General features: G+C 53.6%; 24 protein-coding genes. 10 read left to right on the top strand and 14 right to left on the bottom strand.

What is annotated here, in order from left to right; genetic code table 11:
- Window positions 1-3: 3 nt before the first annotated feature.
- The gene (locus HKT17_RS10355) at window positions 4-888 is read right to left on the bottom strand and encodes a phosphate/phosphite/phosphonate ABC transporter substrate-binding protein (protein WP_171099900.1); all 885 of its coding nucleotides are present in this window, start codon (window positions 886-888) and stop codon (window positions 4-6) included.
- A 99-nt stretch (window positions 889-987) separates the two neighbouring features.
- Here HKT17_RS10355 and HKT17_RS10350 point away from each other — a divergent pair, with 99 nt between their 5' ends.
- Window positions 988-1,878, top strand: coding sequence for a LysR substrate-binding domain-containing protein (locus HKT17_RS10350; RefSeq protein ID WP_171099897.1), 891 nt, complete (start codon window positions 988-990; stop codon window positions 1,876-1,878).
- Between the two features lie 38 nt (window positions 1,879-1,916).
- Here the strand turns inward: HKT17_RS10350 and HKT17_RS10345 are convergent, their stop codons facing one another.
- Together HKT17_RS10345 and HKT17_RS10340 are read right to left on the bottom strand one after the other, a co-directional pair.
- Complete coding sequence (locus tag HKT17_RS10345) at window positions 1,917-2,795, bottom strand: universal stress protein (RefSeq protein WP_240965771.1); 879 nt, start codon at window positions 2,793-2,795, stop codon at window positions 1,917-1,919.
- Window positions 2,796-2,806: 11 nt separating this feature from the next.
- Entirely contained in the window at window positions 2,807-4,285 is a 1,479-nt protein-coding gene (locus HKT17_RS10340; RefSeq protein WP_171099894.1) for a SulP family inorganic anion transporter, read from the bottom strand.
- 12 nt (window positions 4,286-4,297) lie between these two features.
- On the opposite strand from HKT17_RS10340, the gene HKT17_RS15525 reads away from it, so the two are divergent.
- Both HKT17_RS15525 and HKT17_RS10335 read left to right on the top strand, forming a co-directional pair.
- Window positions 4,298-4,564: a hypothetical protein gene (locus HKT17_RS15525; protein WP_205882419.1), complete on the top strand. Its 267-nt coding sequence runs from the start codon at window positions 4,298-4,300 to the stop codon at window positions 4,562-4,564.
- A gap of 38 nt (window positions 4,565-4,602) precedes the next feature.
- Window positions 4,603-6,162, top strand: a complete 1,560-nt coding sequence (locus HKT17_RS10335) for a carbon-nitrogen hydrolase family protein (protein ID WP_171099892.1) — start codon at window positions 4,603-4,605, stop codon at window positions 6,160-6,162.
- On the opposite strand, the gene HKT17_RS10330 is transcribed toward HKT17_RS10335, so the two are convergent.
- Both HKT17_RS10330 and HKT17_RS10325 read right to left on the bottom strand, forming a co-directional pair.
- Window positions 6,148-7,590, bottom strand: a complete 1,443-nt coding sequence (locus HKT17_RS10330) for an aminotransferase-like domain-containing protein (RefSeq protein WP_171099889.1) — start codon at window positions 7,588-7,590, stop codon at window positions 6,148-6,150. The two genes, HKT17_RS10335 and HKT17_RS10330, sit on opposite strands and share 15 nt — an antisense overlap.
- Window positions 7,591-7,593: 3 nt before the next feature.
- The gene (locus HKT17_RS10325; RefSeq protein ID WP_171099887.1) at window positions 7,594-8,751 is read right to left on the bottom strand and encodes a YbfB/YjiJ family MFS transporter; all 1,158 of its coding nucleotides are present in this window, start codon (window positions 8,749-8,751) and stop codon (window positions 7,594-7,596) included.
- 156 nt (window positions 8,752-8,907) lie between these two features.
- On the opposite strand from HKT17_RS10325, the gene HKT17_RS10320 reads away from it, so the two are divergent.
- Window positions 8,908-9,510, top strand: a complete 603-nt coding sequence (locus HKT17_RS10320; RefSeq protein ID WP_171099884.1) for a LysE family translocator — start codon at window positions 8,908-8,910, stop codon at window positions 9,508-9,510.
- Window positions 9,511-9,512: 2 nt separating this feature from the next.
- On the opposite strand, the gene HKT17_RS10315 is transcribed toward HKT17_RS10320, so the two are convergent.
- The 4 genes from HKT17_RS10315 to HKT17_RS10300 all read right to left on the bottom strand — a co-directional run bounded on the left by HKT17_RS10315 (window position 9,513) and on the right by HKT17_RS10300 (window position 13,572).
- Entirely contained in the window at window positions 9,513-10,667 is a 1,155-nt protein-coding gene (locus HKT17_RS10315) for a fatty acid desaturase family protein (RefSeq protein ID WP_171099882.1), read from the bottom strand.
- A 26-nt stretch (window positions 10,668-10,693) separates the two neighbouring features.
- On the bottom strand, window positions 10,694-11,839 hold the full coding sequence (locus tag HKT17_RS10310) for a ferredoxin reductase (protein WP_171099880.1): 1,146 nt from the start codon (window positions 11,837-11,839) through the stop codon (window positions 10,694-10,696).
- Between the two features lie 126 nt (window positions 11,840-11,965).
- Window positions 11,966-13,135, bottom strand: a complete 1,170-nt coding sequence (locus tag HKT17_RS10305; protein WP_171099878.1) for a hydroxymethylglutaryl-CoA reductase — start codon at window positions 13,133-13,135, stop codon at window positions 11,966-11,968.
- A 20-nt stretch (window positions 13,136-13,155) separates the two neighbouring features.
- Window positions 13,156-13,572 (bottom strand): hypothetical protein, encoded by a 417-nt coding sequence (locus tag HKT17_RS10300; protein ID WP_171099876.1) that lies wholly within the window; start codon window positions 13,570-13,572, stop codon window positions 13,156-13,158.
- Window positions 13,573-13,745: 173 nt separating this feature from the next.
- Between HKT17_RS10300 and HKT17_RS10295 the strand changes: the two genes are divergently transcribed.
- The 5 genes from HKT17_RS10295 to HKT17_RS10275 all read left to right on the top strand — a co-directional run bounded on the left by HKT17_RS10295 (window position 13,746) and on the right by HKT17_RS10275 (window position 20,800).
- The gene (locus HKT17_RS10295; protein WP_105029526.1) at window positions 13,746-14,393 is read left to right on the top strand and encodes a TetR/AcrR family transcriptional regulator; all 648 of its coding nucleotides are present in this window, start codon (window positions 13,746-13,748) and stop codon (window positions 14,391-14,393) included.
- Entirely contained in the window at window positions 14,390-15,502 is a 1,113-nt protein-coding gene (locus HKT17_RS10290) for an efflux RND transporter periplasmic adaptor subunit (RefSeq protein ID WP_171099874.1), read from the top strand. Before HKT17_RS10295 ends, HKT17_RS10290 begins: the two co-directional genes overlap by 4 nt.
- Window positions 15,499-18,609 carry an efflux RND transporter permease subunit gene (locus tag HKT17_RS10285; protein ID WP_171099872.1) on the top strand — a complete coding sequence of 1,037 codons (3,111 nt, stop codon included), beginning with the start codon at window positions 15,499-15,501 and terminating at the stop codon, window positions 18,607-18,609. The genes HKT17_RS10290 and HKT17_RS10285 overlap by 4 nt, the downstream gene beginning before the upstream one ends.
- The gene (locus tag HKT17_RS10280; RefSeq protein ID WP_171099870.1) at window positions 18,606-19,385 is read left to right on the top strand and encodes a nitroreductase family protein; all 780 of its coding nucleotides are present in this window, start codon (window positions 18,606-18,608) and stop codon (window positions 19,383-19,385) included. Before HKT17_RS10285 ends, HKT17_RS10280 begins: the two co-directional genes overlap by 4 nt.
- Window positions 19,386-19,540: 155 nt before the next feature.
- Window positions 19,541-20,800, top strand: a complete 1,260-nt coding sequence (locus tag HKT17_RS10275) for a GDSL-type esterase/lipase family protein (protein WP_171099868.1) — start codon at window positions 19,541-19,543, stop codon at window positions 20,798-20,800.
- Between the two features lie 3 nt (window positions 20,801-20,803).
- Here HKT17_RS10275 and HKT17_RS10270 read toward each other — a convergent pair whose 3' ends face one another.
- Genes HKT17_RS10270 through HKT17_RS10255 form a run of 4 tightly spaced genes read right to left on the bottom strand, consistent with a single transcriptional unit; the run spans window position 20,804 to window position 24,207 of the window.
- On the bottom strand, window positions 20,804-21,538 hold the full coding sequence (locus HKT17_RS10270; RefSeq protein WP_171099866.1) for an SIMPL domain-containing protein: 735 nt from the start codon (window positions 21,536-21,538) through the stop codon (window positions 20,804-20,806).
- A 42-nt stretch (window positions 21,539-21,580) separates the two neighbouring features.
- On the bottom strand, window positions 21,581-22,918 hold the full coding sequence (locus tag HKT17_RS10265; RefSeq protein ID WP_240965770.1) for an NADH:flavin oxidoreductase/NADH oxidase family protein: 1,338 nt from the start codon (window positions 22,916-22,918) through the stop codon (window positions 21,581-21,583).
- A gap of 3 nt (window positions 22,919-22,921) precedes the next feature.
- Window positions 22,922-23,578 carry a DUF6989 domain-containing protein gene (locus HKT17_RS10260; RefSeq protein ID WP_171099864.1) on the bottom strand — a complete coding sequence of 219 codons (657 nt, stop codon included), beginning with the start codon at window positions 23,576-23,578 and terminating at the stop codon, window positions 22,922-22,924.
- Window positions 23,575-24,207: a TetR/AcrR family transcriptional regulator gene (locus tag HKT17_RS10255; RefSeq protein ID WP_171099862.1), complete on the bottom strand. Its 633-nt coding sequence runs from the start codon at window positions 24,205-24,207 to the stop codon at window positions 23,575-23,577. Before HKT17_RS10255 ends, HKT17_RS10260 begins: the two co-directional genes overlap by 4 nt.
- A gap of 86 nt (window positions 24,208-24,293) precedes the next feature.
- Here HKT17_RS10255 and HKT17_RS10250 point away from each other — a divergent pair, with 86 nt between their 5' ends.
- A complete protein-coding gene (locus HKT17_RS10250) occupies window positions 24,294-25,349 on the top strand; it encodes an MBL fold metallo-hydrolase (RefSeq protein WP_171099860.1) in 1,056 nt (351 codons plus the stop codon).
- Here HKT17_RS10250 and ppnP read toward each other — a convergent pair whose 3' ends face one another.
- On the bottom strand, window positions 25,350-25,661 hold the full coding sequence (ppnP, locus tag HKT17_RS10245; RefSeq protein WP_171099858.1) for a pyrimidine/purine nucleoside phosphorylase: 312 nt from the start codon (window positions 25,659-25,661) through the stop codon (window positions 25,350-25,352).
- Window positions 25,662-25,780: the final 119 nt, after the last annotated feature.

Below are 25,780 nucleotides of genomic sequence, written 5' to 3'. Positions count from 1 at the left end.
TCCTCAGGCCTTCAGCACGCCCAGATCGGTGCCCATGGTTTCCAGTTTTGCATAAGGCGCATGGTCAGTGCTGATGAAGCCGCTGTAGGGCCAGGGCAGCATTTTCTGCGCAACGTCGGCGGGCAGGCCCGCCAGCGCAGCTTGTAGCCGTTTGGCCATCTCAGGGTCAAATCCGCTGCGAATGACTACTGGTTCATTGGGCAAAGGTTGAGATTCCCACACCACCCGGTTGGAGGTTTCCGTGATCTGGCCATTCCTGATCATGGTGTTCCTGTGCGTGTCCCAGCCGGTCGCCAAATCCACCTGGCCATTCACCGTTGCCATTTGAGCCGCGGCCGCAGATGCGCCTTCAGCATACTTTCCGAAGTAATTTTTTGGATCAATGCCCTTGCTTTTCAGAAAGTGGGTGGGCACCAGCCAACCCGATGTAGAACCCACATCCAGCATTTGCATGGACAAGCCCTTTGCGTCTTCCGGAAAGCGCGTAATTTTAAGATCGGGTCGGGCAACCACGATGGCCTTGTAGTAATCGCGACCCTGGATGGTCAACATGCCAATCGCCTGTGCTTCGCCTTTCTTTTTGGCCAATACATAGCCCCAAGGACCCATTTGCGCTACGTCAATTTGTTGGGTGGCCAAAGCAACGGAAATACCGGCCCAGTCATTCGCAACGCGCAATTCAAGGTCGGCACCAATCTGGTCGCAAATCATTTTGTAAACCGGCTCCCAAACCCTTTTGGTGTCAGCCTGTGTAGGTTGTTGAGGGCCAAGACCCACCCGGATCACTGGACGTTTGTTGGCCCTGACGATGGCTGGCGCGCTCAATGCGGCGGCACCCAGTACCAGTCCGGGGATAGTTTTGGTTACAAAGTCTCTGCGGTTGCTCACGATTGCCTCCTGGCTGTTGAATGCACCCTTGCACTGTAGGCGGCTTGCATGACAGGCGAATTAATGAATTCGCAACAAAATCGGCGCAACCTATAGATCATGTCTATGGTTGAAAATCTGCTTCCGGAATTAAAGGCCTTTGATGCCACAGCCCGTTTTGGGGGCATGTCGGCGGCCGCGCGCGCTTTGGGTTTGCGCCAACCCACCATTTCAGCGCACATTGCCCGATTGGAAAAACACTATGGCGTGGAGTTGTTTCATCGGCGGGGACGACAGGTTCAGTTGACCGACTTTGGGCGAAACCTGCGCGAAATCACGAACCGGATATTCAGGGCTGAAGAAGATGCACGCTCCTTGTTGTTGGCAGCGCAAAGCCAGTTTCAGGGACGACTTTCCTTGTGTGCTGTAGGGCCATACAACGTGGTCCCCATGATTTCACGCTTTCGGGAGAACAACCCGTATGTCGAGGTGTCTGTGAGCATGGGCGATTCCAGCGATGTAGTGGAGCGCATTCTGGATTTCAGGGGAGACCTGGGAGTACTTGTTCACCGTGTGGATGATCCCAGAATACATTGCGTCCCCTTTCGCAAGCAGCCTCTGTTGGTATTTGCCCACCGCACTCATCCTTTGGCACAACTCAGCTCAGTTTTTTTGCGCGATCTTGCTTCCTACAATTTTGTGGTTCGGGAATCGGGCTCCACAACTCAGAGAGTGTTCAATTCTTTCTTGAACAATGCGGGAGTAAAAATAAAAAGTAGTGTGGAAATGGGAAGCCGCGAGGCGGTGCGCGAAGCGGTTGCGGCGGGCCTTGGCTTGGGAGTTGTGTCAGAAACTGCCTATGTAGAAGACCCACGGCTGGTTCGTTTGAAAGTTCAGGAGCCTCTGCCCAGCACGTATTCACATGTCATTTGTTTGCGGGAACGTAGCGCGGTGCCTTTGGTAGCCGGGTTTCTTGGGGTGGTTTTTGAATTGAGGGCAGAGGCCGGATAGCCTCTGGTTTTCTATAACCCCCCCATTTGAGTTTTCATTTACCTCAGAAGCAAAGCTGGCACCTTGGTGGCGCGCAACATGTCTTCAGTTTTGCTACCTAAGAAAAGTTTGCGCAATGGCGAGTGTGTGTAGGCACCCATCACCAACATGTCGGCTTGGTGAATTTCAAGCCCTTTCACCATTTGTGTCACCACATCGCCTTGGACATGATTGAACTCGGTAGGAATACCTGAATCGCTCAGTGCTTGTGCGGCTTCTTCCAGCAGTTTGATGCCACTGCTTCTTTTCTCGCCGCACATCAACAATGTGCCTTTCAGCCCCTTGAACAGTCGGCTTTGAAGCACCGTTTCTACGCCGCGCTTGCTCACTGCGCTGCCGTCAAATGCAAACAAAAAGCGCTCGGGTATTTTGAACTGCTCATGAACACCCAGCACTGGTTTGTTCAGTGCGCGAACAGCTGCCTCGAAGGTGCGGCCAATGTCACGGTTCGACGCAACCGATGTTTCACCTCGTCTGCCAATAATTGCAATCCGCGTGTCGTCTTGCAGTTCAAGCAAACAATCCACCAGCGTACCGTGGCGAATGCGGGAATCAGCTTGCGTCACGCCGTCTTCAAGCGCACGTTCTCGCAGACCGTTCAAGAACAATCGTCCCTGGGTTTTCGCCAGCTTGGTTTTTTCGCTTTCACTGCTCAACAGTTTGTTCAGCAAATTTTCCTGTGCGTCAAATCCAATTGCACCGCTGTGGTCTTCGCCAGAACCTTGTTCAAGGTGGCGATCAATCACATGCAAAAATTCAACGGGTGCCTTGATCTGCTTAGATACCCAGCTTGCACAATCGGCCACAGCAAGCGAGTACTGTGAGCGGTCAACGCAGGCAACAATTTTACGTTCGTCCATGCTCATGCTCATGCTCATGCTCATGCTCCTTAGTGTTGGGCCATGCGTTCAAGCGCATCGTCTTTGTCGTGAATGGCGAACTTGTCCACCAGTGTTCGGCTGGCTTCATTCATACCGATCACCTCGACCTCGGTGCCTTCGCGTTTGAACTTGATTACAGCCTTGTCCAATGCACTGACGGCTGTGATGTCCCAGAAATGGGCGCGGCTTACGTCAATGGTTACTTCATCAATTACTTCCTTGTAGTCGAAAGAATTGATGAATGTTTCAGCGGATGCAAAAAACACTTGTCCGGAAATTACATAGGTGCGATTGCGCCCTTCATTCTGTGTGCTTGATTGCACGCGCAGAATACGCCCCACTTTGTTGGCGAAGAAAAAGCCCGACAACAACACACCAACCAGCACGCCTTGTGCCAAATCGTGGGTGCTCACAGTTACTGCCACAGTGGCCAACATCACAATGCTGGAGCTTTTCGGGTGTTCACGCAGGTTGCGAATGGAAGCCCAATTAAAGGTACCAATGGACACCATGATCATGACTGCCACCAGGGCGGCCATGGGAATCATGGCCACGTAGTCGCCAATGAATACCACCATAATCAGCAAAAACACGCCTGCAGCAAGTGCGGACAAGCGACCGCGGCCACCTGATTTCACGTTAATCACCGATTGGCCAATCATGGCGCAACCTGCCATGCCGCCAATGAAACCCGAAGTGATGTTGGCAACACCTTGACCAATACACTCGCGGTTTTTATTGCTGGGTGTATCGGTGAGGTCGTCCACAATTTGTGCGGTCATCATCGATTCCAGCAAACCAACCACTGCCAGGGTGAGCGACACCGGGAACACGATTTGCAATGTTTCCCAGGTCCACGGTACATCAGGTATCAAAAACACGGGCAGTGAATCTGGTAGCTCGCCCATGTCACCCACGGTGCGAACGTCCAGGCCCATGAATACGCTGAACAGGGTTAGCGCCACAATGGCAATCAGTGGCGAGGGTATGGCCTTGGTCACATAAGGCAGCAGGTAAATAATGCCAAGGCCTGCGGCTACCATGGCGTACACATGCCAGGTAACGTTGGTTAATTCAGGCAACTGAGCCATGAAAATAAGAATGGCCAACGCGTTCACAAAACCAGTGATGACAGATCTTGATACGAATCGCATAAGTTTGCCCAGTTGCAGCAGGCCGGCAATAATTTGTAGTACGCCGGTAAGAAGCGTGGCCACCAACAAATACTGCAAGCCGTGGTCCTTCACCAGCATCACCATGACCAAGGCCATGGCTCCGGTCGCTGCGGAAATCATGCCGGGGCGTCCGCCTGTAAAGGCAATTACTGTGGCAATACAGAAGGAAGCATACAAGCCCACTTTGGGGTCAACACCTGCAATGATTGAAAAGGCAATGGCTTCGGGAATAAGTGCCAGTGCAACAACAAGGCCGGCCAAAAGGTCGTTGCGGACATTGGAAAACCAGTCCGTTTGAATTGTTCTAATCATTTTTTTCTATGAATGAATGCGGTCAGCACTTTTCTGCCAAGACTGACGGGTAGCTTGGAAAAAGTTAATGACAGCGAATTGAATGAAATTTGCTCCAGTGGAAAAAGCGCACCGGGCGGGAATAATCACGAATGTGGTAGGGCGGGGTTTTACAAAGGTCAGGCGGGGGTTTGTTTATCAAAATATCCATGTATTGTAACGCGCTGCACCGAGCAGGTCAAACCATGTGCGGTGGCCAAAACTGACCAAAAATTCATCAATTTTCTAAATATGTTCTAATAGGGAGGTTCAAAAAATAAACGAATGGAGCAGTCACCATGTCGACAGAAATAGAAAATGCCGAGTATGAACACACCGAACACAAGTTGAGCTTGCGCAATTTACAGGCCTCTGATTACCCCGATATCAAGCGAATTATGGAGGTGGTTTACCACAGCGCTGGCGGTGCTTTGCCAGAAGCCAAATTCCGTTCAATCTTAAAAACATTTCCGGAAGGGCAAATTTGCATTGAAGACGATGGCAAGGTGATTGCCGCCGCCTTTGCGGTGGTGGTCGACTATGACAAGTTTGGCGACAAGCACACCTACATGGAAATCACCGGCAACATTTACGCCACCACGCATGACCCCAAGGGTGACGTGCTGTATGGCATTGATGTATTCGCCGATCCCGAATACCGCAACATGCGTTTGGGTCGCCGCCTGTACGAAGCGCGCAAGGAATTGTGCCAAAACCTCAACCTTCGCGCCATCATGGCGGGCGGGCGAATTCCCGGCTACAAAGACCACATGAAAGACATGTCGCCGCAGCAGTACATTGCCGCAGTGAAACGCAAAGACATTTACGATCCCATTCTTACTTTTCAGCTCAGCAACGATTTTGAGGTGAAGCAAGTGCTAAAAGGCTACTTGCCGGAAGACAAGGAATCGCAAGGCTATGCCACCTTGCTGGAGTGGTTCAATATTTATTATGAACCCGAAAAACCCATGCTGTTTGGCGCGCCCAAAACCACTGCACGCCTGGGTTGCGTGCAGTGGCAAATGCGCGAATTCCACAGCGTGGAAGACGTGGTAAAACAGGCCGAGTACTTCATCAATGCGCTTTCAGATTACCGCTGTGATGTCGCCTTGTTCCCCGAATTTTTCAACGCACCCCTGATGGGCCTGGCGGGCAACGGCAATTCCTTGGAGGCGATTCGTCACCTGGCCACTTACACCGATCAAATTCGCGACGAGATGAGTCGCATGGCGGTGAGCTACAACATCAATGTGGTGGCCGGTTCCATGCCCGTGATGGAAGATGGTGCACTGTACAACGTGGCCTATTTGTGCCGCCGCGATGGCACGGTTGAGGCGCAGTACAAAATTCACCCCACACCGCATGAAAAACGTGAATGGATGATGGAGGGGGGCAGCAAGCTGAGTGTGTTTGACACCGACTTTGGCAAGATCGGAATCCTGATTTGTTACGACTCCGAGTTTCCCGAGTTGTCGCGCGTGCTGGCCGACAAAGACATGCAAATTTTGTTGGTGCCTTTCTGGACAGATACCAAAAACGGATACCTGCGCGTGCGCCGTTGTGCCCAGGCCCGCGCCATTGAAAATGAGTGCTATGTGGCCATTTCAGGCAGTTTTGGTAACTTGCCCAAGGTGGACAATGTCGACATTCAGTACGGGCAAACTGCGGTGTTCTCTCCCTCCGATTTCGCATTTCCACACGACGCCATCATGGCAGAGACCACACCCAACACCGAGATGACCCTGATTGTGGATGTGGACCTGGACAAGCTTCAAACTTTGAAAAACGAAGGTTCGGTTCGCAATTACCTCGATCGCCGCCGCGATTTGTACAAAGTGGTGTGGCTAGGCGACGAGTGAGGCGTCAAACAAGGCACCCAACTTTGCAATGGCCACTGCGGTGTCGTCTGTCACCGGGTGGCCACAATTCAGGCGGATGCAGTTTTTGTACAGGCCGCTGGCAGAGAATACGCTGCCCGGCATGTAGGCCACTTTTCGGGCAATGGCCTTGTTGAACAGGGCTGCGGTATCGATGTCTCCCGGCAATTCAACCCACAACACGAAACCACCTTTGGGTTCTGAAATTCGGGTGCCCTGCGGAAAATGTTTCAGCACCAAACTGCCCATGGCTCGCACCTGCGTTTCAAACTGTTGGCGCAAGGTACGCAAGTGCCGCTCAAACGATCCTTTCTCCAGATAATGCGCAACAGCCACCTGCGTGATCGGGTTGGTGGAACCACTTAAAATCCGCTTTTTCGACAACACCTGTGCGGCGTACTTGCCGCCTGCCACATAGCCAATTCGCAGCGATGGGCTCAGTGATTTCGAAAATGAACCACACATAAGTACCCGGTCGCTTTGCTTGCCGGCTTTCAATGGCCGTGGTCGAAAACGCTCGAAGTACAGGTCGGCATACACATTGTCTTCCACAATCGGGAAGTCATATTTCTCGGCCAACTCCAGCAGTTTTTTTCGGTTGGCATCGGGCATTACAGAACCCATGGGGTTGCTGGCGGTGGGGCACACAATACAAGCCGCGATTCGGGTTTGCTTCACTGCAATTTCCAGTGCTTCAAGCGACATGCCATTTTCCGGACTGCTCGGAATTTCCAGTGCGCGCAAGCCCAGTGATTCAATCATTTGCAGCAGCAAGTAGTAACCGGGTGATTCAACCGCAACAATGTCGTTGTGTTTGGCCACGCTTTGAAGGGCCAGGCTTAGCGCTTCAGTACACCCATCGGTGATCACCAATTCATCGCGTTTCAATTTCATGCCCATCAACTCAAACCGCTGTTGCAGTTGCTGCACCAGTTCAGGCTGGTTCGGCTCTACGTGGCTACCCAGGGTAAGCAGGTCAGGGCGGGTGCGGTTCACTGTGGCGTAGCTTCTACGCAGGGTGGCAATCGGCAACAGTTCGTGGGCGGGAAACGCAACGCCCAATGGTGCCACACCCTCGCGGGTTGAACTTCTAAGCAACATGGCGATTTGATTGGCCACCTCCAGGTTCACTGGCGGTTCCAGCACGATTGAATCAGGCGCCTGGGTACAGGCTGCAGCATTGGGCAGGGTGCGGGCTTGCACGTAATAGCCAGATTTCGCTACAGGTTGCACATAGCCCCTGTCTTCCAGCAAGTTCAATGCTTTTTGTACCGTGTCGATGGAGTAATGCCATTGCTCTGAGAGCTTCCGGATCGACGGCAGTTTGTACCCCGCTGCAAAGTGATTGTTTTCAATCAAGGCCTGCAGGTTCAACGCCAGTGTTTCGTATTTGCAAGAGGAGTTGTCCATGGTTCAAGCCTCGGTTTGCTTTTTCAGTTGCCACACCATGAACATGCCTACCACCATCAATGCAGCCGCCAGGTACAGCGAGCCGCGATAGGTGCCCGTGCGTTCAGCGATCAAACCGGCCAAAGCGGGCGCCGCAATTTGTGACACGCCATAACTCAGTGTCATGCGTGCCATGGCCTTGCTGGGGTTGGCGGGGAATTGCCTGCCTGCAATACTCAAAGTCAAATTCACAATGCCGGCGAACGTACCGCCAAACAGCACAGCGCTGATCATGTTGGCCCAATAGCCGTCGATCAGGGCTGCCATCACAATTGAGATGATTTGCAGCAGGTAAGCCAACACCAAGGCTTCAAAAACGCCTGTGACGCGCGCCACGCGGTCCCACACAAATGAGGAGGGAATCGCAGCCAAACCAACCACCACCCACACCCAAGGGCCCTTGCCTTGCAATTCAGGCAGCGTTTCTGCAATCGCCACAATGAAGGTTGCGCTGATCACATAGCCAAAGCCTGCGCAGAAATATGCGCCCAGCATCAGCCTCATCCACTTGGCGCTGGGTGGTGCCACATCGGCTACCTTGGCCTCTTCACTACCGGCTTTGGCTGGCTTGGGCATCCATATCCAGGCTGGAACGAAGAAAAGAATTCCCACCACACCCAGCACCCACCATTGCTGGTCCCACGCCAGGTGATCCACCATGGCCATCACTGCAAGGCCAGACAACACCAGGCCCATGCCCGCGCCGGCAAAGTGCAGGCCCAGTTCGGTTTTCAGGTTCTGGCGGGCCAGCCAGTTCATGATCAGCCCCGACGCAATCAACATGCCCGCTGTACTTGAAACACCCGAGATAAAACGCAGGAACACCCACAGGTTCACATCGGTGGTCAATCCCATGCCGATGGTGCTGAGCACTGCCACAATCAATCCGAAGCGATACAGCAGGTATTTGTAATTCAGGTTGCTCAGTGTGGAGGCCAGCAAGGCACCGCTGATGTAGCCAATGTAGTTCACCGTGGCCAGCCAGCCACCATCAAAGGCGCTCAAGCCAGCCTGCTCGCGCATGATGGGCAGCAAGGGTGTGTAAGAAAAGCGGGCCAGCCCAACGGTCAGAATTAGGGAGCAAATGCCTGCGGCAATGACTTTCCAACGTTCCAGTTTCATGGGGGTCACCCGCACAGAAGTCAAGTTCCAGAAGCAGTACAGATTTTTATAGGATTGATCTGTACTGCACATTATTTCATTATCCTGAATCTGTACTGAAAATGCAAAAATTCTTAAAGTGAGTGTTCCATTGTTACTCCACGAAAGGAGTTCGTCATGCAGCACTTTCAAGCGATTGCTCTGTTTGCTTTTTTAAGCATCATTACGCCCGGGCCCAATAACCTGATGATCATGACCAGCAGCATGAATTTTGGTGTGCGAAAAAGCCTGCCGCATTTCTTCGGCATTATTGTGGGTTTTCCGCTCATGCTGCTGGCCATGGGTTTGGGCTTGAATGCGGTGTTTGAAAGCCTGCCCTGGTTTCACACTGCGCTGCTGGTGTTCAGCCTGTTGATGATGGTGTATCTGGCTTGGCGAATCGCGAGCTTCTCACCGTCTGCTGATGCCCTGAAGCCCGGCTCAAAACCTCTGGGCTTTTTTAATGCGGTGTTGTTTCAGTGGGTGAATCCCAAAGCCTGGTTCATGGCGACAGCGGCAGTTGCGCTTTTTCCGGCCAGCTCGAACACACCAGTTTTCGACGTGTTGATGGTGGCTGTGATCATGGCCAGCGTGGGTTTGCTGTGTGTGGGATTGTGGCTTGTGTTGGGTGCGCGCTTGCGGGCTTTTATCAACAGCCCGCTGCGCTTGAAGTGGTTCAACGGAACCATGGCTGCCAGCCTGGTGCTGTTTTTCGCGTACAGCACCGTTCAGGCGGTTTAGTTTCAGGGCAAAGACAAACGCCAGATATTCCAGGTGGTGGTGCCAAACTGGCGCGTGAAACTGCCCTTGTTGTAGGGCAGACCATACCGGGCTGCCAAAGCCTGTACTCGGGGTGACATTTCTGCATAGCGGTTGGCAGGAATGTCCGGGAACAGGTGGTGTTCAATCTGGTGACTCAGGTTGCCCGACAGAATATGGAACAACTTGCCACCGGTAATATTGCAGCTGCCCAGCAACTGGCGCACATACCAGGCTGCGCGGGTTTCGCCCTCCACTTCTTCTTTGGTGAAGTGGTGCACACCTGCCGGGAAGTGGCCGCAGAAAATAATCACATTCGACCAAATGTTGCGAATGCCGTTGGCGATCAGGTTGGCCACAATGGTGAAGCCGAAACCAGCCAAGGCAATATTCACTACATCAAACCCAAAAAATACAGTGACCGGTACCGTGACCGCTGCACCAAGAACCGGCCAGCATACGTAGTCTTTCAACAACTGGTGGCGTACTTTCCAGCCGATTCGTTTCAGCATGGGAATAATCTCTTTGAAACTCTTTTTGCCTGCCAGCAGCTTGTCGGCCTCCAGGTCGTGCAGGGCTACGCCCCACTGAAACATCATCATCAACACAAAGTTAATCACCGGGTTGAACAGGTATTTGGCATGCCAGCGTTGGTCGTCGGTAACCCGCAGCACGCCGTAGCCAATGTCGGGGTCTTTGCCGTGCACATTGGTCCAGGTGTGGTGCACCACATTGTGGCTGTGTTTCCACTGGTCAGAAGGGCAAACGTTGTCCCATTCCCAGGTGTTGGATTGAATATTGGGGTCGCGCATCCAGTCGAACTGGGCATGCATGATGTTGTGGCCCAATTCCATATTCTCAATGCTTTTCGACACGCCCAGCATCACCGCGCCCAGCAGAAGCACTGCCCAGAATTGTGGCCAGCCTGTGAAGGTCCAGTCGCTCATGGGCAACAGGAAAAAGCTGAGAAACACCACAATACGCCCGGCCAGCATCAGGCTTCGCTGCCATTTGATGACCGAGAGAATGTAGGCGCGGTCTTTGCTGCCCAGCGAGTCTGCGATTTCATTGCGTATGGCGTCCATTTCGCGACCAAATTCTTCAATGTCGCTGGCGCTCAAATGTTTTGGCATGCCCATGTTGTGTCTCCTGCTTCCCGTGTTACTTACACTTCAATTTCTGCGTCGCCCACCGCGGCACACACGCAAATCTGAATCACTTGTCCTGTTTCATTGATCAGTGCGTTCGTGCGCAAATCGCGCACACAGCCGCTGGCCAGTTTCACATCACAACCGTGGCAAATGCCCATTCGGCAGCCGTGTTCCGGGTTCAAGCCCGAATCTTCGGCCAAGCGAAGCAGGTTGGTTTCACCGTCTGAATTGGCGCTCACATTGCTGTTCAGAAATTTCACCACGCCCGTTTTCACCTCGGTGGGAACGCCTGCCAGTTGGGCGCGGAATCGTTCGGTGTGCACCTGGCGGCTTAGCCCTTCGGATTCGTAAAGTTTCTCGATTGAATCGAGCATGGCTTGCGGCCCACAGGCGTACACGTCGCGTTTTCGCCAGTCGGGGCAAAGTTGCTCGAGCTGCTCTTTGGAAAAGTGGGGGCGTTTGCCGGTAATGTCTTCAGGTTTCTGGCCAGGCTCACGGGTGTGCACCAGGTTCAAGGTGTACAGCTTTTGCCTGTCAGCAATTTCTTTCAGTTCACGCCCAAAAATGACGTCGTAAGTGTGGGGCGCATAGTGAATGTGCACAGTGTTGGGCATGCGCTCTTGCAGCACCAGGCTGCGCAGCATACTCATAATCGGTGTAATGCCGCTGCCCGCAGTAATAAACAGGGGCAGCACAGGCTGTGCATCGGGCAGGTAAAAGTCGCCTTGCGGTACACCAATCGGCACGTAATCGCCCACTTTCAGCTTGCGCACCAGGTGGTGCGACATGCGGCCGTTGTCGATGGCTTTCACCGTAATGGTGAAGCAGCCATCATTGCGTTCCGGCGCTGAGCTGATTGAATAAGTGCGCGTGAAATGCTGCCCGCCAATTGGCACGCCAATGCGCAAGTGCTGGCCTGGGCGGTGGCTTCGCCAGTTCAGGCCAGGGCGCAAGGTGATGGTGCGTGAATCAGAGGTTTCGTCCCAAACTGCTTCAACCCGCGCTTGAAGTGCATGGGTGCTCCACAAGGGGTTGACCAGTTCAATGTAGTGGGAAGTTCGTAGGGGAAATGCAAAGGCGTCGGAGACTTTCGTCACGAGGCCAGCTACACGTTTGATCAATGAGTTGTTCAACTGCGCGGATCCTGCCTCAGACTGCATTGTGTCTCCTCGTTTTTGTATTGTAAAACGAGTGTGCACTGAAACACATTCCAAGTCATTCCGCACTGCACCAGCGGTCAGTGATTTACTGACAGCGCCCAGGGACGGGCGCTGACTTGCATCGGCTTAACGATTCCGACCATAGGCGTCGTGGGAGGAAACCCATTCATCCGCCAGAATGGCGGACAGCAAAGACAAATCTCCTGCCAGTACCGTGGCGCCCACAATTTCCGCCAGTTTACGCGCCTTGCCAGTGCCCTCACAGCCCAGTATTTTCAGGCACTCGGCCTGCGTGGCCAGGCCCGTTCCACCACCCTTGGTGGCGCAGATCACCGAGGGCAATGTGACAGAGAAATACAAATCTCCATCGGCTGTAATGTCCATGAACACCATGCCGGTGTGGCTTTCCACCACATTGGCCTCATCTTGCCCTGTGGCAATAAACAAAGCGGCAATGCCGTTGGCCGAGTGGGGGCCGCTGTAGGCACTGCCTGCCAGTTGTGCGCCTATGGCACTGCGCTGGCGTTGCTTGAAAATGGTTTCAGGAGTGGTGCGTGCCAGCCTTTGCAGCACTTCGCGCTTGATGGTGGCTTCCGCAATTACCCGCTTGCCCCGGCTGTGTAGCAGGTTCATGTGCGAATGTTTTTTGTCCGTTTCAATGGCGCCACTCAGGGCAAAGTAACTAATCGCCTCAGGGCTGTTTTTCAATACCCATTGGCAGGCCGCGTGCGTGGCCTTGCCGCACATGTTTTGCCCGGCTGCATCGCCAGTGGTGTAGTTAAAGCGCGTGTACACCATGCGCGCCACTTGCCAGGTTTGAATGTGTTCCAGCTTGCCAAAGCCGGTGGTTTTTTCTGCTTGGGCTTTGACCATGGCCAGGTTTTCATTGATCCATTGCAAAAACCGTTTGGCTGCACGGGCGTCCTCGAATTCGAACAGCGGGGCGCGTTGCATGAATTCCTCGGCCACCGTCACCTTCACGCCGCCCGATTCGCTCACCATGCGCATACCCCTGCTATAACTGGCCACCAGTGTGCCTTCGGTGGTCGCCAAAGGTACATAAAACCAGCCTTGAGCATGCTCGCCGTGAATCAGCACGGGCCCGGCCACGCCCACCGGCATTTGCACCACACCAATAAAGTTCTCGGTGTTGCTTTTCAAACTTTCAGGGGGCAGGGAATAGGTGCCAGTGTGATGCAAGCTGGCTCCGGTTTGTTGTGTTAAAAATTCACGGCGCGCTTTGGCAGCATCTTCCGAGTAGTTGTCGTCAAATCGTGGAATGGGTGTGCGGGTCATCGGCTGGCTCTTTTTTCTGCTTATTTGCGTTTGGGTTTGTTGCTACGTGTAACTGCGGCAATTGATTCCTCGTAGCCACTCACCAGTTTGCCAATATTCTCCAGCTTGGCCTTCAATACATCCAGTTCCATTTGGGTGCGGTCCAGTTGCATGGTCAGGTGGGCATTGTCCTTCTCCAGCACCACCATGGTTTTGCTCAATTCCCGGTTCTCCTGTTCCAGTTCTTTGTTGGCCTGGTACATTTTCAACAAGTTGGCTTGCAAGCCTTTGACCTTGTCCTGAACACCATCTACTGTTTGCTTGATACCGGTTTCAAACTGATTCACCTGGTCAACCACGGCATTGATCAAATTGCCTGCCGGAAGACTGGACGCCCGTTTTTGAGCGACCGATTTCAGTTTTCGCAGCGCCTTGCTGCCTTTTTCCGCCATACCCATGATTGTCTCCAGTTTGTTGTTTTTTGAATTTGCTCGCCAAGAGTAGCAAGTTTCAGGAATTCGGTGGTGTCGATTCGTTTCAATCCCGAGAAATGCACTGCTCACGATTGCTGTTTAATCATTCGTTTGATATATTTTTAAATCAATCGATTGAATTAATTCTGGACTTCCCCATGCTTCAAGACAAGCAGCAGTCTGCACGGCAAAAGCTGGTGCAGGCTGCACTCATCACCTTCGCCGAAAAGGGCTATGAAGGGGCTTCCACGCGCGAAATTGCCGACAAGGCGGGAGCGAACATCTCCTCCATTCGCTATTACTTTGGTGACAAGGCTGGTCTTTACAGGGCGGCTTACACCGAGCCGCTGTGTGGCACGCCGTTTGAACAGGGCATTCCTGATTTGAACAGCACCGACGTGGACAAAGCCTTAAAGCAATTGTTCCGGGATTTCCTGGAGCCCTTGAAGCACGGTGAAACCTTTCGCCTGGTGATGAAATTGCATTTCCGCGAAATGATTGAACCCACCGGTGCCTGGGAGCATGAAATTGATGCGGAAATCAAGCCGCAGCACATGGCTTTGGTGAACATGTTGACCGCCTATTTTGGTTTGAGTAAACCCGACCTCGACATCCAACGCCTGGCCTTCGCAATGATGGGCATGGCCGTGAATTTTTATGTGGCTCAAGATGTGGTCGATGTAATTTGCCCCAAATTAATGAGCAATGCCAAAGCCATCGATACCCTGAGTGAACGCTTGGCTGGTTATGCCCGCGCCATGCTCGACAGTGAAAGCAAACGACGCAAACAGGATTGCAGCAAATGAAAATTCCAATGGTTTTAAGTCAGTTCCCCGTCGCCATGCTTGCGGCAGTCTTGCTGTTGGGTGCTTGTTCACCCGGCACCGAGCAAGCCGCACCTGGCGCTGCAAGTGAAACGGAAGTTCCCGGCAAGGCCAGCTTGTCGGTTGAACTGGCCGCGGTGGAGGAGAAAACCATTCCTCTGACCCTGTCCGTGAATGGCAGCGTGGCTGCCTGGCAAGAGGCAGTGATTGGTTCGCAACTCAATGGGGTACGAATTGATTCTTTGCGCGCCGAAGTTGGCGATGTCGTAAAGAAGGGGCAAACGCTGGCGCTGTTCGATCAACAAACAGTGAATGCCGATTTGGCACAGGCCAAAGCGGGCGTGGCCGAAGCACAGGCTTTGTTCGAGCAGGCAAAGCTGAACGCTGACATGATTCGCAACATCACCGACGCAGGTGCAGTCAGCGCGCAAGAACGCAACCAGGTCATTGCAGCAGAAAAGTCGGCACAGGCCCGCTTGTTGTCCGCCAGGGCGCTACAAACCCAGCAGGAAATTCGCTTGCGCAACACCGCGGTCATTGCGCTGGACGACGGCGTAATCAGTGCGCGCACGGCGACTTTGGGTTCGGTGCCCGCCCCGGGGCAAGAGCTGTTCCGCTTGGTTCGCCAGCAGCGCCTGGAGTGGCAAGCTGAGGTGACCGACGCAGAGCTGGCCCGAATTTCTGAAGGCATGGCAGCGACTGTGTTTAGTGGGGGCGAAGCCATCCAGGGAAAGGTGCGCACACTTAGCCCAGTCATCAATGCGCAATCACGAACCGGCATGGTGTATGTCGATGTTCCCGGCGCCTACGCCAAGGGATTGAAACCGGGCATGTACCTGCGCGGCGAGTTTGATTTGGGCCAGCAAACCGCGACAGTAATTCCGCAAACTGCGGTGATTGAGCGTGATGGCTTTACCTACGCATTCACCGTGGACGAAGCCAGCAGCAAGGTGCAGCGCATCAAGTTGCGCGTGAACAAGGCGCAAGGCGAATTCATCGAGGTGTTGGAAGGTGTGAAGCCCGGTGACAAGGTGGTAAAAAGCGGTGTGGCTTTCCTGGCCCATGGCGATTTGGTGAAGGTGATTCAGTGAACGTCTCGACCTGGTCCATTAAAAACCCCATTCCTGCGGTGATGCTTTTTTTCCTGCTCACCGTGATGGGGCTGTACAGCTTTTCCAGCATGAAAATTCAGCAGTTCCCAGACATTGAACTGCCCACCGTGCTGGTCACTGCGAGTCTTCCTGGTGCATCGCCTTCCCAGCTTGAAAACGATGTTGCCCGGAAAATTGAAAACTCGCTTGCCACACTGCAACAACTCAAACACATTTACACCAAGATTCAAGACGGCATTGTCAGCATCACGGTCGAATTCAATCTGGAAAAAGACACACAGGAAGCCGTGGATGATGTGCGGTCTGCCGTGTCGCGCGTGCGTGCCGATTTGCCCACCGATTTGCGCGACCCGGTGGTCAATAAACTGGAATTAAGCGGTGCACCTGTACTGGCTTACACCATCGCCTCCACCGCGTTTGATGAGGAAGGTTTGTCCTGGTATGTCGACGACACCATCACCAAAACCCTGTTGAACGTGAAAGGTGTTGGAGCTGTAAACCGGGTGGGTGGTGTAACACGCGAAGTGGTGGTCGAACTTGATCCCTTGAAAATGCAAGCGCTGGGTGTCAGTGCGCTGGATGTGTCGCGCCAACTGCGCAACACCCAGCTGGAAACTGCCGGTGGCCGGGCCGACCTGGGTGTGGGCGAGCAACCACTGCGCACCATTGCCACTGTGGACAATGCCAATCAGCTGAAAGAAATTTCAATTGTGCTGAGCAATGGTCGCCGCGTGAAGTTGCCTGAAATAGCAACGATTAAAGACACCATTGCCGATCGGCGATCGGCCGCCCTTCTGAATGGTCAGGATGTGGTGGGTTTCGAGATTACCCGCAGCAAAGGTGCCAGTGAGGTAGAGGTGGGGCAAGGTGTTGCCACGGCCCTCGCAGAGTTAAAGGCGCAGCGACCCGACCTCACCATTGTCGAGGCATTCAACTTTGTGGAGCCCGTGAAAGAAGATTTTGATGTCTCCATGAAAATGCTTTACGAAGGTGCATTTCTGGCCGTGGTGGTGGTGTGGTTTTTCCTGCGCGACTGGCGGGCCACTTTCGTATCTGCGGTGGCTTTGCCCTTGTCGGTAATCCCGGCATTTGCGGGCATGTATTACCTGGGCTTCAGCCTTAATGTGGTGTCGTTGCTGGCCATGTCGCTGGTGGTGGGTATTTTGGTCGATGACGCCATTGTGGAAGTGGAAAACATTGTTCGCCACTTGCGCATGGGCAAAAGCCCACTGGATGCTGCACGTGAGGCCGCTGATGAAATTGGCCTTGCTGTGATCGCAACCACCTTCACATTGATTGCCGTGTTTTTACCCACCGCATTCATGAGCGGCATTGCCGGAAAATTTTTCAAACAGTTTGGCTGGACCGCTGCGCTGGCCGTGTTTGCTTCGCTGGTGGTGGCCCGTATGTTGACGCCCATGATGGCGGCTTACATGTTGACTTCCAAAGGCCATGAACATGAGAAAAACGAGCCCGGTAAAATGATGGCCCGTTATCTGGACTGGGTGCGCTGGGCCCTGGCCCATCGGCTTGTCACCTGCGTGGCTGCGGGTGCCTTTTTCGTGGGCTCTATCATGTTGATTCCCCTGTTGCCCACCGGGTTTATTCCGCCTGATGATTTGTCGCAAACCCAGGTTTACATCGAACTGCAACCGGGCAGCACTTATGAGCAAACCCGCAAAGCGGCCGAGAAGGCTCGCGAGTTGATCAGCGACGTAGAGTATGTGCGCAGCGTGTACACCACCATTGGCGGTGGCGCAGCCGGAACCGATCCCTTCATGATGGGCGGACAGGCTGAAGTTCGCAAAGCCACGCTCACCGTGTTGCTCGATCCGCGAGGCGAACGCACCGTACGCAAGCAGGTGACTGAGACACAAATGCGTGAGGCACTCAGCAACTTGCCAGGCGTGCGTTACAAGGTGGGTTTGGGCGCCTCGGGCGAAAAGTATGTGTTGGTACTTTCAGGCGAAGATGGTGAAGCATTGTCCAGGGCAGCCAGTGAGGTGGAACGCGATTTGCGCACCATTCCCGGCCTGGGCTCCATTGCATCCAGTGCGGCCTTGGTGCGGCCAGAAATCTGGATCAAACCCGATTTTTCCAAAGCAGCCGACCTCGGTGTAAGCACCGCTGCCATGGGCGAAACCCTGCGCGTGGCCACCATGGGTGATTATGATGCAGCCCTGCCCAAGCTGAACCTGCCGCAACGGCAGGTGCCCATCGTGGTTCGCCTCGACGACGAGGCCCGAAAGGACCTGAGTGTGCTTGAACGCCTTGCAGTTCCTTCAGCGAAACCAGGTGTACCCAGTGTGCCTTTGAACCAGGTCGCCACCTTGGGCATCAACGCTGGTCCTTCGGTGATTGATCGCTACGACCGTGCTCGCAATGTGAACTTTGAAATTGAATTACAAGGGCAACCGTTGGGCGATGTGACAGCAGCCGTCCAGGAATTGCCCAGCATCAAAAACCTGCCGCCGGGTGTGGCCCAACGCAACATTGGTGATGCGGAGGTGATGGAAGAATTGTTCGCCAGTTTTGGTTTGGCCATGCTCACTGGTGTGTTGTGTATTTTTGTGGTGCTGGTGCTGTTGTTCAAAGATTTCTTGCAACCGGTTACCATTCTTGCTGCATTGCCACTCAGCCTGGGAGGTGCCTTTGTGGGCTTGTTGATGGCAGGGAAAAGCTTTTCCATGCCTTCACTGATCGGTTTGATCATGCTGATGGGCATTGCCACCAAGAACTCGATTTTGCTGGTGGAGTACGCCATTGTGGCCCGCAATGAAAAGGGCATGAGCCGGCTGGATGCGGTGGTAGATGCCTGCCACAAGCGGGCTCGCCCCATCATCATGACCACCATTGCCATGGCCGCCGGCATGCTGCCGATTGCAATTGGCACGGGCGATGCAGACACCAGTTTCCGAAGCCCCATGGCGATTGCCGTGATCGGTGGTTTGATGACCTCTACCTTCCTAAGCCTCTTGGTTATTCCCGTGGTGTACACCTTGATGGATGACTTTGAGCACGGCATGAAAAACTTTTCTCAAAAATTGGGTTCAACATTCAAGCAGTCTGGAGCACGCAAAACATGAAAGCAGCAGCACGCAAATTCAAGACCATTGAAGTCGACGGCAAGCAGCGGTATTACGAACCGGCACCGAAGGGAATCAGCGCCGCCAATTTCAAAAAAGTAGTGGAAAGCCGAAGGTCGGTTCGCAAGTTCACTGACAAGCCGATCCCGAAGGAAGTGCTCGACGAATGCCTGGACCTGGCCTTGCTTGCGCCGTGTTCTTCAGGTTTGCAGCCCTGGGAGTTTTACGTGGTAAAAACGCCAGCCAAAAAAGCCAAATTGGTTACGGCCTGTTTGGGCCAGTTGGCTGCAAAAACCGCACAGGAACTGATTGTGTGCGTGGCGCGTGTTGATCGTGTCAGTGACTTTTCCAAGAAGATGATTAAAGAGTGGCCCATGCCGGAAGTGCCCACCCTGGTACGCCGTTACTACCAACTGATTCCCTACAACTACTCGCCTGGTCCCCTGAACAGTTTTGCCATGGTGAAAAAGGCAGCATCGAATGTGGGTGGTTTGATTGCGCCTTTGCCTCGCGGCCCCTACACCCGTAGCGAGGTGGAATTGTGGGCCGCAAAAAGCGCGGCACTGGCCTGCGAAAACCTGGTGCTGGCATTGCGTGCGCACGGCTTCGACACCTGCATGATGGAAGGTTACGACGAAGCCCGTGTGCGTAAATTATTAAAGCTGACCGACGATGCTTTCCCGATCATGGTGATCGGGGCTGGCGAGCGCGCCGATGATGGCGTGTTCTGGCCTCAAATTCGCTTTGAGCGGGAATTGTTTGTACATGAAATTTAACAATGCACGCAGAACCAATTAGGTACATTTCTGCTGCGGCTATCCACGAATGATGGAATACATCCGCCAAGGCATCCTCTGAAGTATCAGTACGACCACTTCAGGGGATATTTTTGAATTACCGCAAACTACAACAACTTTTTTGGCCACTTGCAATGCTTCTAGTGGCCGCCTGTTCATCGGAATCCAATGGCGTTTCGTCAGGTTCCTCGGGCTCCAATACCCAGCCTTCCGGCTTGTCTTGCAACAGCAATTCAAACGCGGCTGACGGCGCACGCTGGATGTCGGCCTGGGGTGTTACCCACGTCACCGGCGCGGCGCCCGTGGAAACAACGGTTCGCAACATTGCCCGAGTCACGGCCAGTGGCAATGCGGTGCGTATTCGTTTCATCAACCTGAGCGATCAACCCATGCAGATTGGTGCCGCCGCAGTAGGCCTGCGTGAGGGCGCAACAGGCGCAAACCTGAAGCTGAATACCAGCAAGGCAGTGACCTTTAATTGCGGCCAGACCAGCGCCACAATTCCGCCCCAAACCGAATCGTTTTACAGCGATCCCATCGCGTTCAAGGTCAACAACCAAGACGATCTCGCTGTGAGTTTGTATGTGAAAGGTGCGGACAATCCTGGTGAGTTCGGTGCCACCTGGATTGAATCCTACAAACTGCCCAATGGCTCGGGCAATCAAACACTTGAGGATTCTGGCGCGGGTTATGGATTGATTGATGAAACCCGTTTTTCAACTCCTCCGGGTTTGCCTATTATGTGCAATGGTTGCACGGTTTATGCGCTGCGGGACATCGAAGTACTGACGAAAGACGCAAAAGGTGCCATGGTGTTTTTGGGCAGCTCCAGTTTTCATGGATTTAATACCAGCCAGAATGGTTTCAAGCGAATCAGCGACTTGCTGTCAGTTCGCATGTTGAATGAAATTCCGCAGGGACAGCGCGACACGATTGTGAACCGTGGCATCGGCGGCGACACGCTGCAAAACGCCAGTGCAACACGGTTGGAACGCGACGTGTTCGACACCGTGGGTGTCAGTTCGGTGGTGGTGTGGGTAACCAATGACTTGTCCAGCCGAAGTGCCGATGAAATCATCGCCAATTACCAGGAAGTTATTGAACAAGCCCATGCAAAGGGCATCAATGTGTATTGCCCAACCTGGATTCCCGGTGCGCAATCCTTCCAGGCCAATTTGACCGGCGAACGCGCCAAGTTGAACGACTGGATTTTAAACAGTGGCGAGTGTGATGGTGTGGCGGATTACAACGGTGAAGTGGAAGCGCCAGGCGGCCTTACATTCCTGCCGCAGTACAACAGTGGCGATTTCATTCACTCCAACGATGCAGGCCATGAATTGTGGGCTGCGGCTACACCGCTAAGTGAATGGGTGAGTAAAGCCAAACCTCGCTGAAATTTACTCCACCAAATACTGGACCTTGGTGACCACGCGAATTTTTTTCATCACAGTGTTCTCGCCACCGTAATCGCCCAATGGCGCTGAAATTGAAAACAGTCCCTGAGTGGCTGTTTTCAATGCACCCACCTTGACGCCTGAGTCGGCTGCAAAAGTTTGTGCGGCCTCCTTGGCATTGTCGGTGGCGGCTTTCAGCATTCGGGGCTTGATGCTGTTCAAGTCGGTGAAGTAAAACTGAATGAAACTGGATTCAATCAAAATACCTTCATTCAAGAACACATCGCTTTTCAGCGACGCTTGTTCAACCGCATCCACCTTGGCCGTTTCCAGCACAAAGCCACCCTGCGCACGCCAGCGTTTGCCGGGTTCTACAAAGCCACCGTTTGGGTTCACGTTTTCAAAAATGGTCACAGGTTGCCGGCGAATATCGCTGGCTTCAAAGCCCATGCCCAGCACCAGGCTTTCCAGTTTTTCCAACTGCTTCGTCCAGCTGGCACCCGCGGCTTGCGGCGTTTCTGCAAGTACCGAGAAAGACAGGTTCCAGCTGGCTTTGTCCGATTTCACCACTTCCTCGGCCAGGCCTCGCACTTCAATGAACTGATCATACTTGCGAAATTCCTTCACCGCAGTGGCCATTAAAAAACCGGCCACCACCACACCCGCTGCCAGCACAACAGAGCCCAGAAGGCCCATGCCGCGTTGTTGTTTCGGTGAGTACAGCGCGCTTCTTGACATGAATTTCTCCTGAATATTGGGCTTTGCTGATGTTGTACAGCTTCAACGTGAAGAACGTTTTACTTTAAATGCCGTTGTCCATTCATTGAACAAATATTTGAAGAAGGCTCCGATCAGGCTCATGGACGGTTTGGCCTCAAGACCATCTGCCAATCGGAAAATTTGTTGGTAATACCAGGCTTGCGCGCCCAGCACATTGATCAATTTCAAGGGAAGCACCGGGCTGGCTGGTGAAAAAATACCTTTGTCTGTCAACTTCAGCATGTTTTCAAAACTCGCGGCACGATCAATTTTTCCATTGATCAATTGCTTGGGTGTGTCCGGGTGTGTGCACAGCGGGCGACCTAGTCCAATCACATCGCACACGCCGTCGCTCAATGCCTCTTCCATCGCCTCCCGGCTGCGAAAACCACCGGTCACCATCAAGGGCATGGTGGCCACTTCTCGAATGGCTCTTGCGTAATTCAGAAAGTAAGCTTCGCGTTTTTTGGTGCTTTCCCGCTGGGCGGGTTGTTCGTCTTTCACGGAATCGGCTGCACCGGTGTGGCCCAGCAAACGCGGCTGCTCGTAGGTGCCTCCTGAAATTTCCAGCAGATCGATTTTTTCATCATTCAGCCACTTCACCACCTGCAAACATTCCTCATTGGAAAAACCGCCTTTGCGGAAGTCATCCGAATTCAGCTTGACGGCAACAGGAAACGAAGGCCCCACCGCTTGGCGCACGGCGCGCACGGCTTGCAGCAAAAAACGGGCACGGTTTTCCAGGCTGCCGCCCCATTGGTCAGTGCGCTGGTTCGTCACTGGCGAGAGGAAAGACGACAGCAAATAACCATGTGCCCCGTGCACTTGTACGCCGGTAAAACCGGCTTCTTTGGCGATTCGGGCCACGCGTGCAAAACGTTGAATCAGGTCCAGAATTTCATCCTCGCGCAGGGCTCGGGGTGGGGCGTAGTTGCCCAGCAATTCCAGTTGAACAGCAGAAGGGCCAACGGGTTGGTTGGTGACATAGCGGGGCGACTGTCGCCCGGCATGTGAAATTTGCATCCACAAGTGGTTGCCATTGCTGGTGCCTGCTTTGGCCCAGGCGCGCAGGGCATCCATGCCGTCGGGCTCGCCGTGTTCGGGGGCTGGGTCAATGGATACATTGCCGGGGCGCTCCAGAATGTTTCGGTCAATCAACACATTGCCGGTGATCAAAATGCCCGCACCACCCTCGGCCCAGCGCTTGTACAGTGTAGCGTGGCGTTGTGTGGCTTGCAGCTTCGAATTCGCCACACCTTCTGTCATGGCGGCTTTGCAAAGCCGGTTGGGAACGACCACGCCACAAGGCAGTGTGAAGGGTTGTTTTAATTCGGGTTGCTTCAGTTCAATCGAATTCATGTGTTAACCAATCCAGAGCAGTGAAAGTGACAGCGCACCCGCATAGAAAACAGCCAGAGCCAGTGCACCAGTAATTTGTTGAAAAGTGGATTTGTTACCCAGTATGTTCCACAGCCACAGTGCGCCCATGGCCAGCAACATTTCCGGAATCAGGGGGTAAAGCGCAAAGCCCTGCACCTGGAGCACCTCTTGTGCATGCCACAGGTTCATGGGGCGTGCAGCCCATTCCCAAATCAGGAACCCACCCAGCGAGAGTGCTGCCACCACGGGGTAGGGTTTTGAGGTGGCCAGTGCCAGCCAGCACACTTGCCACAGCAGCATGATCCACAAGCCCATGAAATAGACGGGCACCGCTCCACCCAAGCGCACAATACCGTGATCGGGAAAGGTCAATGTGCCCATGCGTTCCACCAGCATCCAGTCGGCGCAGGGCAGGGCAATGGACAGCGGCAGCAAAAACTTCCACAAGCGGACCCATTCGCCATGCCCCCTCAACACGCCAGTCAATGGAAGCGCAATGTTGTAGGCCACCGCAAACACCAGCAGTGCAACGCCCAAGGTGTTGCCCGTGGTGTTCAAAGCAACCGGAATGGCAACTGCAAAAAATGCGGCGTGAAACACCAAGGCATCACGCACACCCTTGGAATTGACGCGGTTCATCGCGCGGCTCCCCTTATCAAGGCATTCAGAATGTTGATGATCTCTTCGCTAAGCTCGGGGATGTCGGGTGGGTTCTCCAGCATCAGCCACTCGGCCAGCAACTCATTGATGCCGCCCACCAAGGCCACGCTCACCAAATGGTAGTTGCGTTTGGGCAGCTCGCCTTTGCTCACCAAATTGTTCAGGTAGGCTTCAATCAAACCGGCCATGTCATGAATGGCTTCGCGCCGGCGTGCTTCCATCTGCGGGCTCACACCCACCACCTCAAGAACGCCCACTCGGGCATGTCGACTGTCTTCCAGGTAGTGATGCACCATGGCGCTCACTGCCAGTGGTATTTGTTCAGACAAATTCAGCTCGGGCGCGGACATGGCTTTCAACACACCTGCACGAAGATCTGCGATGATATTGTTGTACAGCGCGCGAAGTATCGCCTCGCGGCTGTCGAACAACTGGTAGAAGTGGCGTGCCGTCACTTTGGCTTCGCTGCACAAGGCTTCAATTGTGGTGCGCCCGTAGCCTTGCCGCGCAAACAGTTCAAGCGCTGCAGCCAGCAAACGTGCCTTGCGTTCCTCGGCGCGCTGTTCAGCAGCCACGCCTCCATAAGCCCTCGTGGGTGTTTTGCTCATTCAATGTTCACTTTTGACAAGATTTCTTGTCCAAATTATAGTGAGCTTGTTTCACAAAGCGCAACCAAAGATTAAGGGCAGGCATCATGTTCACACGCATCAGTCACTTCGACGGCACCCGCGATGCTTTGCGGCCCATGCAACGCGTGGACAATGTGCGCGAGGCCGCCAAAGATTTTCGTCGCGACATGCTGGCCAAACCCCAGGTGCTGTTCTACAAAACCTTCGAATTGGTGCGCGTGCCATACCCCAGCAAATTTGCCTATCTGAATGCATTCGGTTTGCCCACACCCTTTGTACATCTTTGCAACCGTTTGTTTGTCATTCAGTTTTCCAGCAGTGAGGGTGTCAAAACACTGTTGGTCAGCCCGTCCGATTGGGAACACCAGCGTGCCACGCCATTTTTCGCGCACCTGGATGCCAAAGCAGGGCCCCTGGTGGGCGTGATGGAAGCCTTGGTGCTGAAGAAAACCTCCACCGTACTGAAGTGCCTGGCCAGCATTGGCTTGCGCCCTGAAGATGTGGATTACATTACTTACGATCACCTTCACACCCAAAATGTAAGCCGCTTGCTTGGCGCCAATGGACAAACGCCGATATTCCCGAACGCAAAGCTGTTGGTGATGCGGGAGGAATGGGAAAGTGCGCAGGCTTTGATTCCTTGGCAGAACCAGTGGTATTGCCCCCAAGGCACGCAAGGAATTGCACCTGAACGTATTGAATTGCTGGATGACAGTGTCTGGCTGGGTGACGGTGCGGTTGCACTGGTACGCACCAAAGGTCACACCGAGGGGAATCACTCGATTGTGGCCCACACCGGGCAGGGTTTGTTGGTGACCAGTGAAAACGGGGTCAGCCTCGACGCCTACGAGCCCAAGCACTCCAGCATCAGCGGGCTTGCAGACTTTGCCAAAAGAACTGGTGCAGAAGTGATCATCAACGGCAACACGCAGGAATACGTGGTGGACCAATACATTTCCATGGTGCAGGAAAAAAGCATTGCCGGACCAAGCCCGGTGGATGGTCGTTTTCCGAATGTGGTGCCGTCTTCCGAGGCACAGCCTTACTGGCTGTTCCCCGGTACTGCTCCCACCGCACGGTCGGGCAGTTTTGAGTTCGGGCGGTTTGTGGTGTCTGCGTAATTACTTGATGTAACTGCAGCAGTAATCCACGGGTGTTTTCACTTTCAACTGGAATTTGGCGTTGGCCGGTACTTCGAATGACTGGCCACCCGTAATGGCTTTCCAGCTTTCACCTGGCAAACACACATCCATCTCACCCGCCAGAATTTCCATGATTTCTTTTTCTGCGGTGCCAAATTCATAGTCGCCGGGCAGCATCACACCCAATGTTTTTTTCGTGCCATCAGCAAACAACACTGTGCGGCTGGTGACCTTGCCATCGAAATAAATATTGGCGGCTTTTACCACGGTGACATTCTCGAATTGAGCCATTTGATTTCCCTTTGAATGCAAAAAATTTGGATGCTGAATGATGCCTTAATTTCATTCGATTGCGGTGTTCTACCCCGCGTATTTGCTTTCTCGAACCCCCCCAATTTTGATCCCCCTAA

Origin of the sequence: Limnobacter sp. SAORIC-580 (genome assembly GCF_013004065.1) — a bacterium.
Classification (GTDB): Bacteria; Pseudomonadota; Gammaproteobacteria; order Burkholderiales; family Burkholderiaceae_B; genus Limnobacter; species Limnobacter profundi.
Note: the sequence above shows the minus strand (reverse complement) of the source record. Positions and strands in the feature narration are given on the sequence as shown.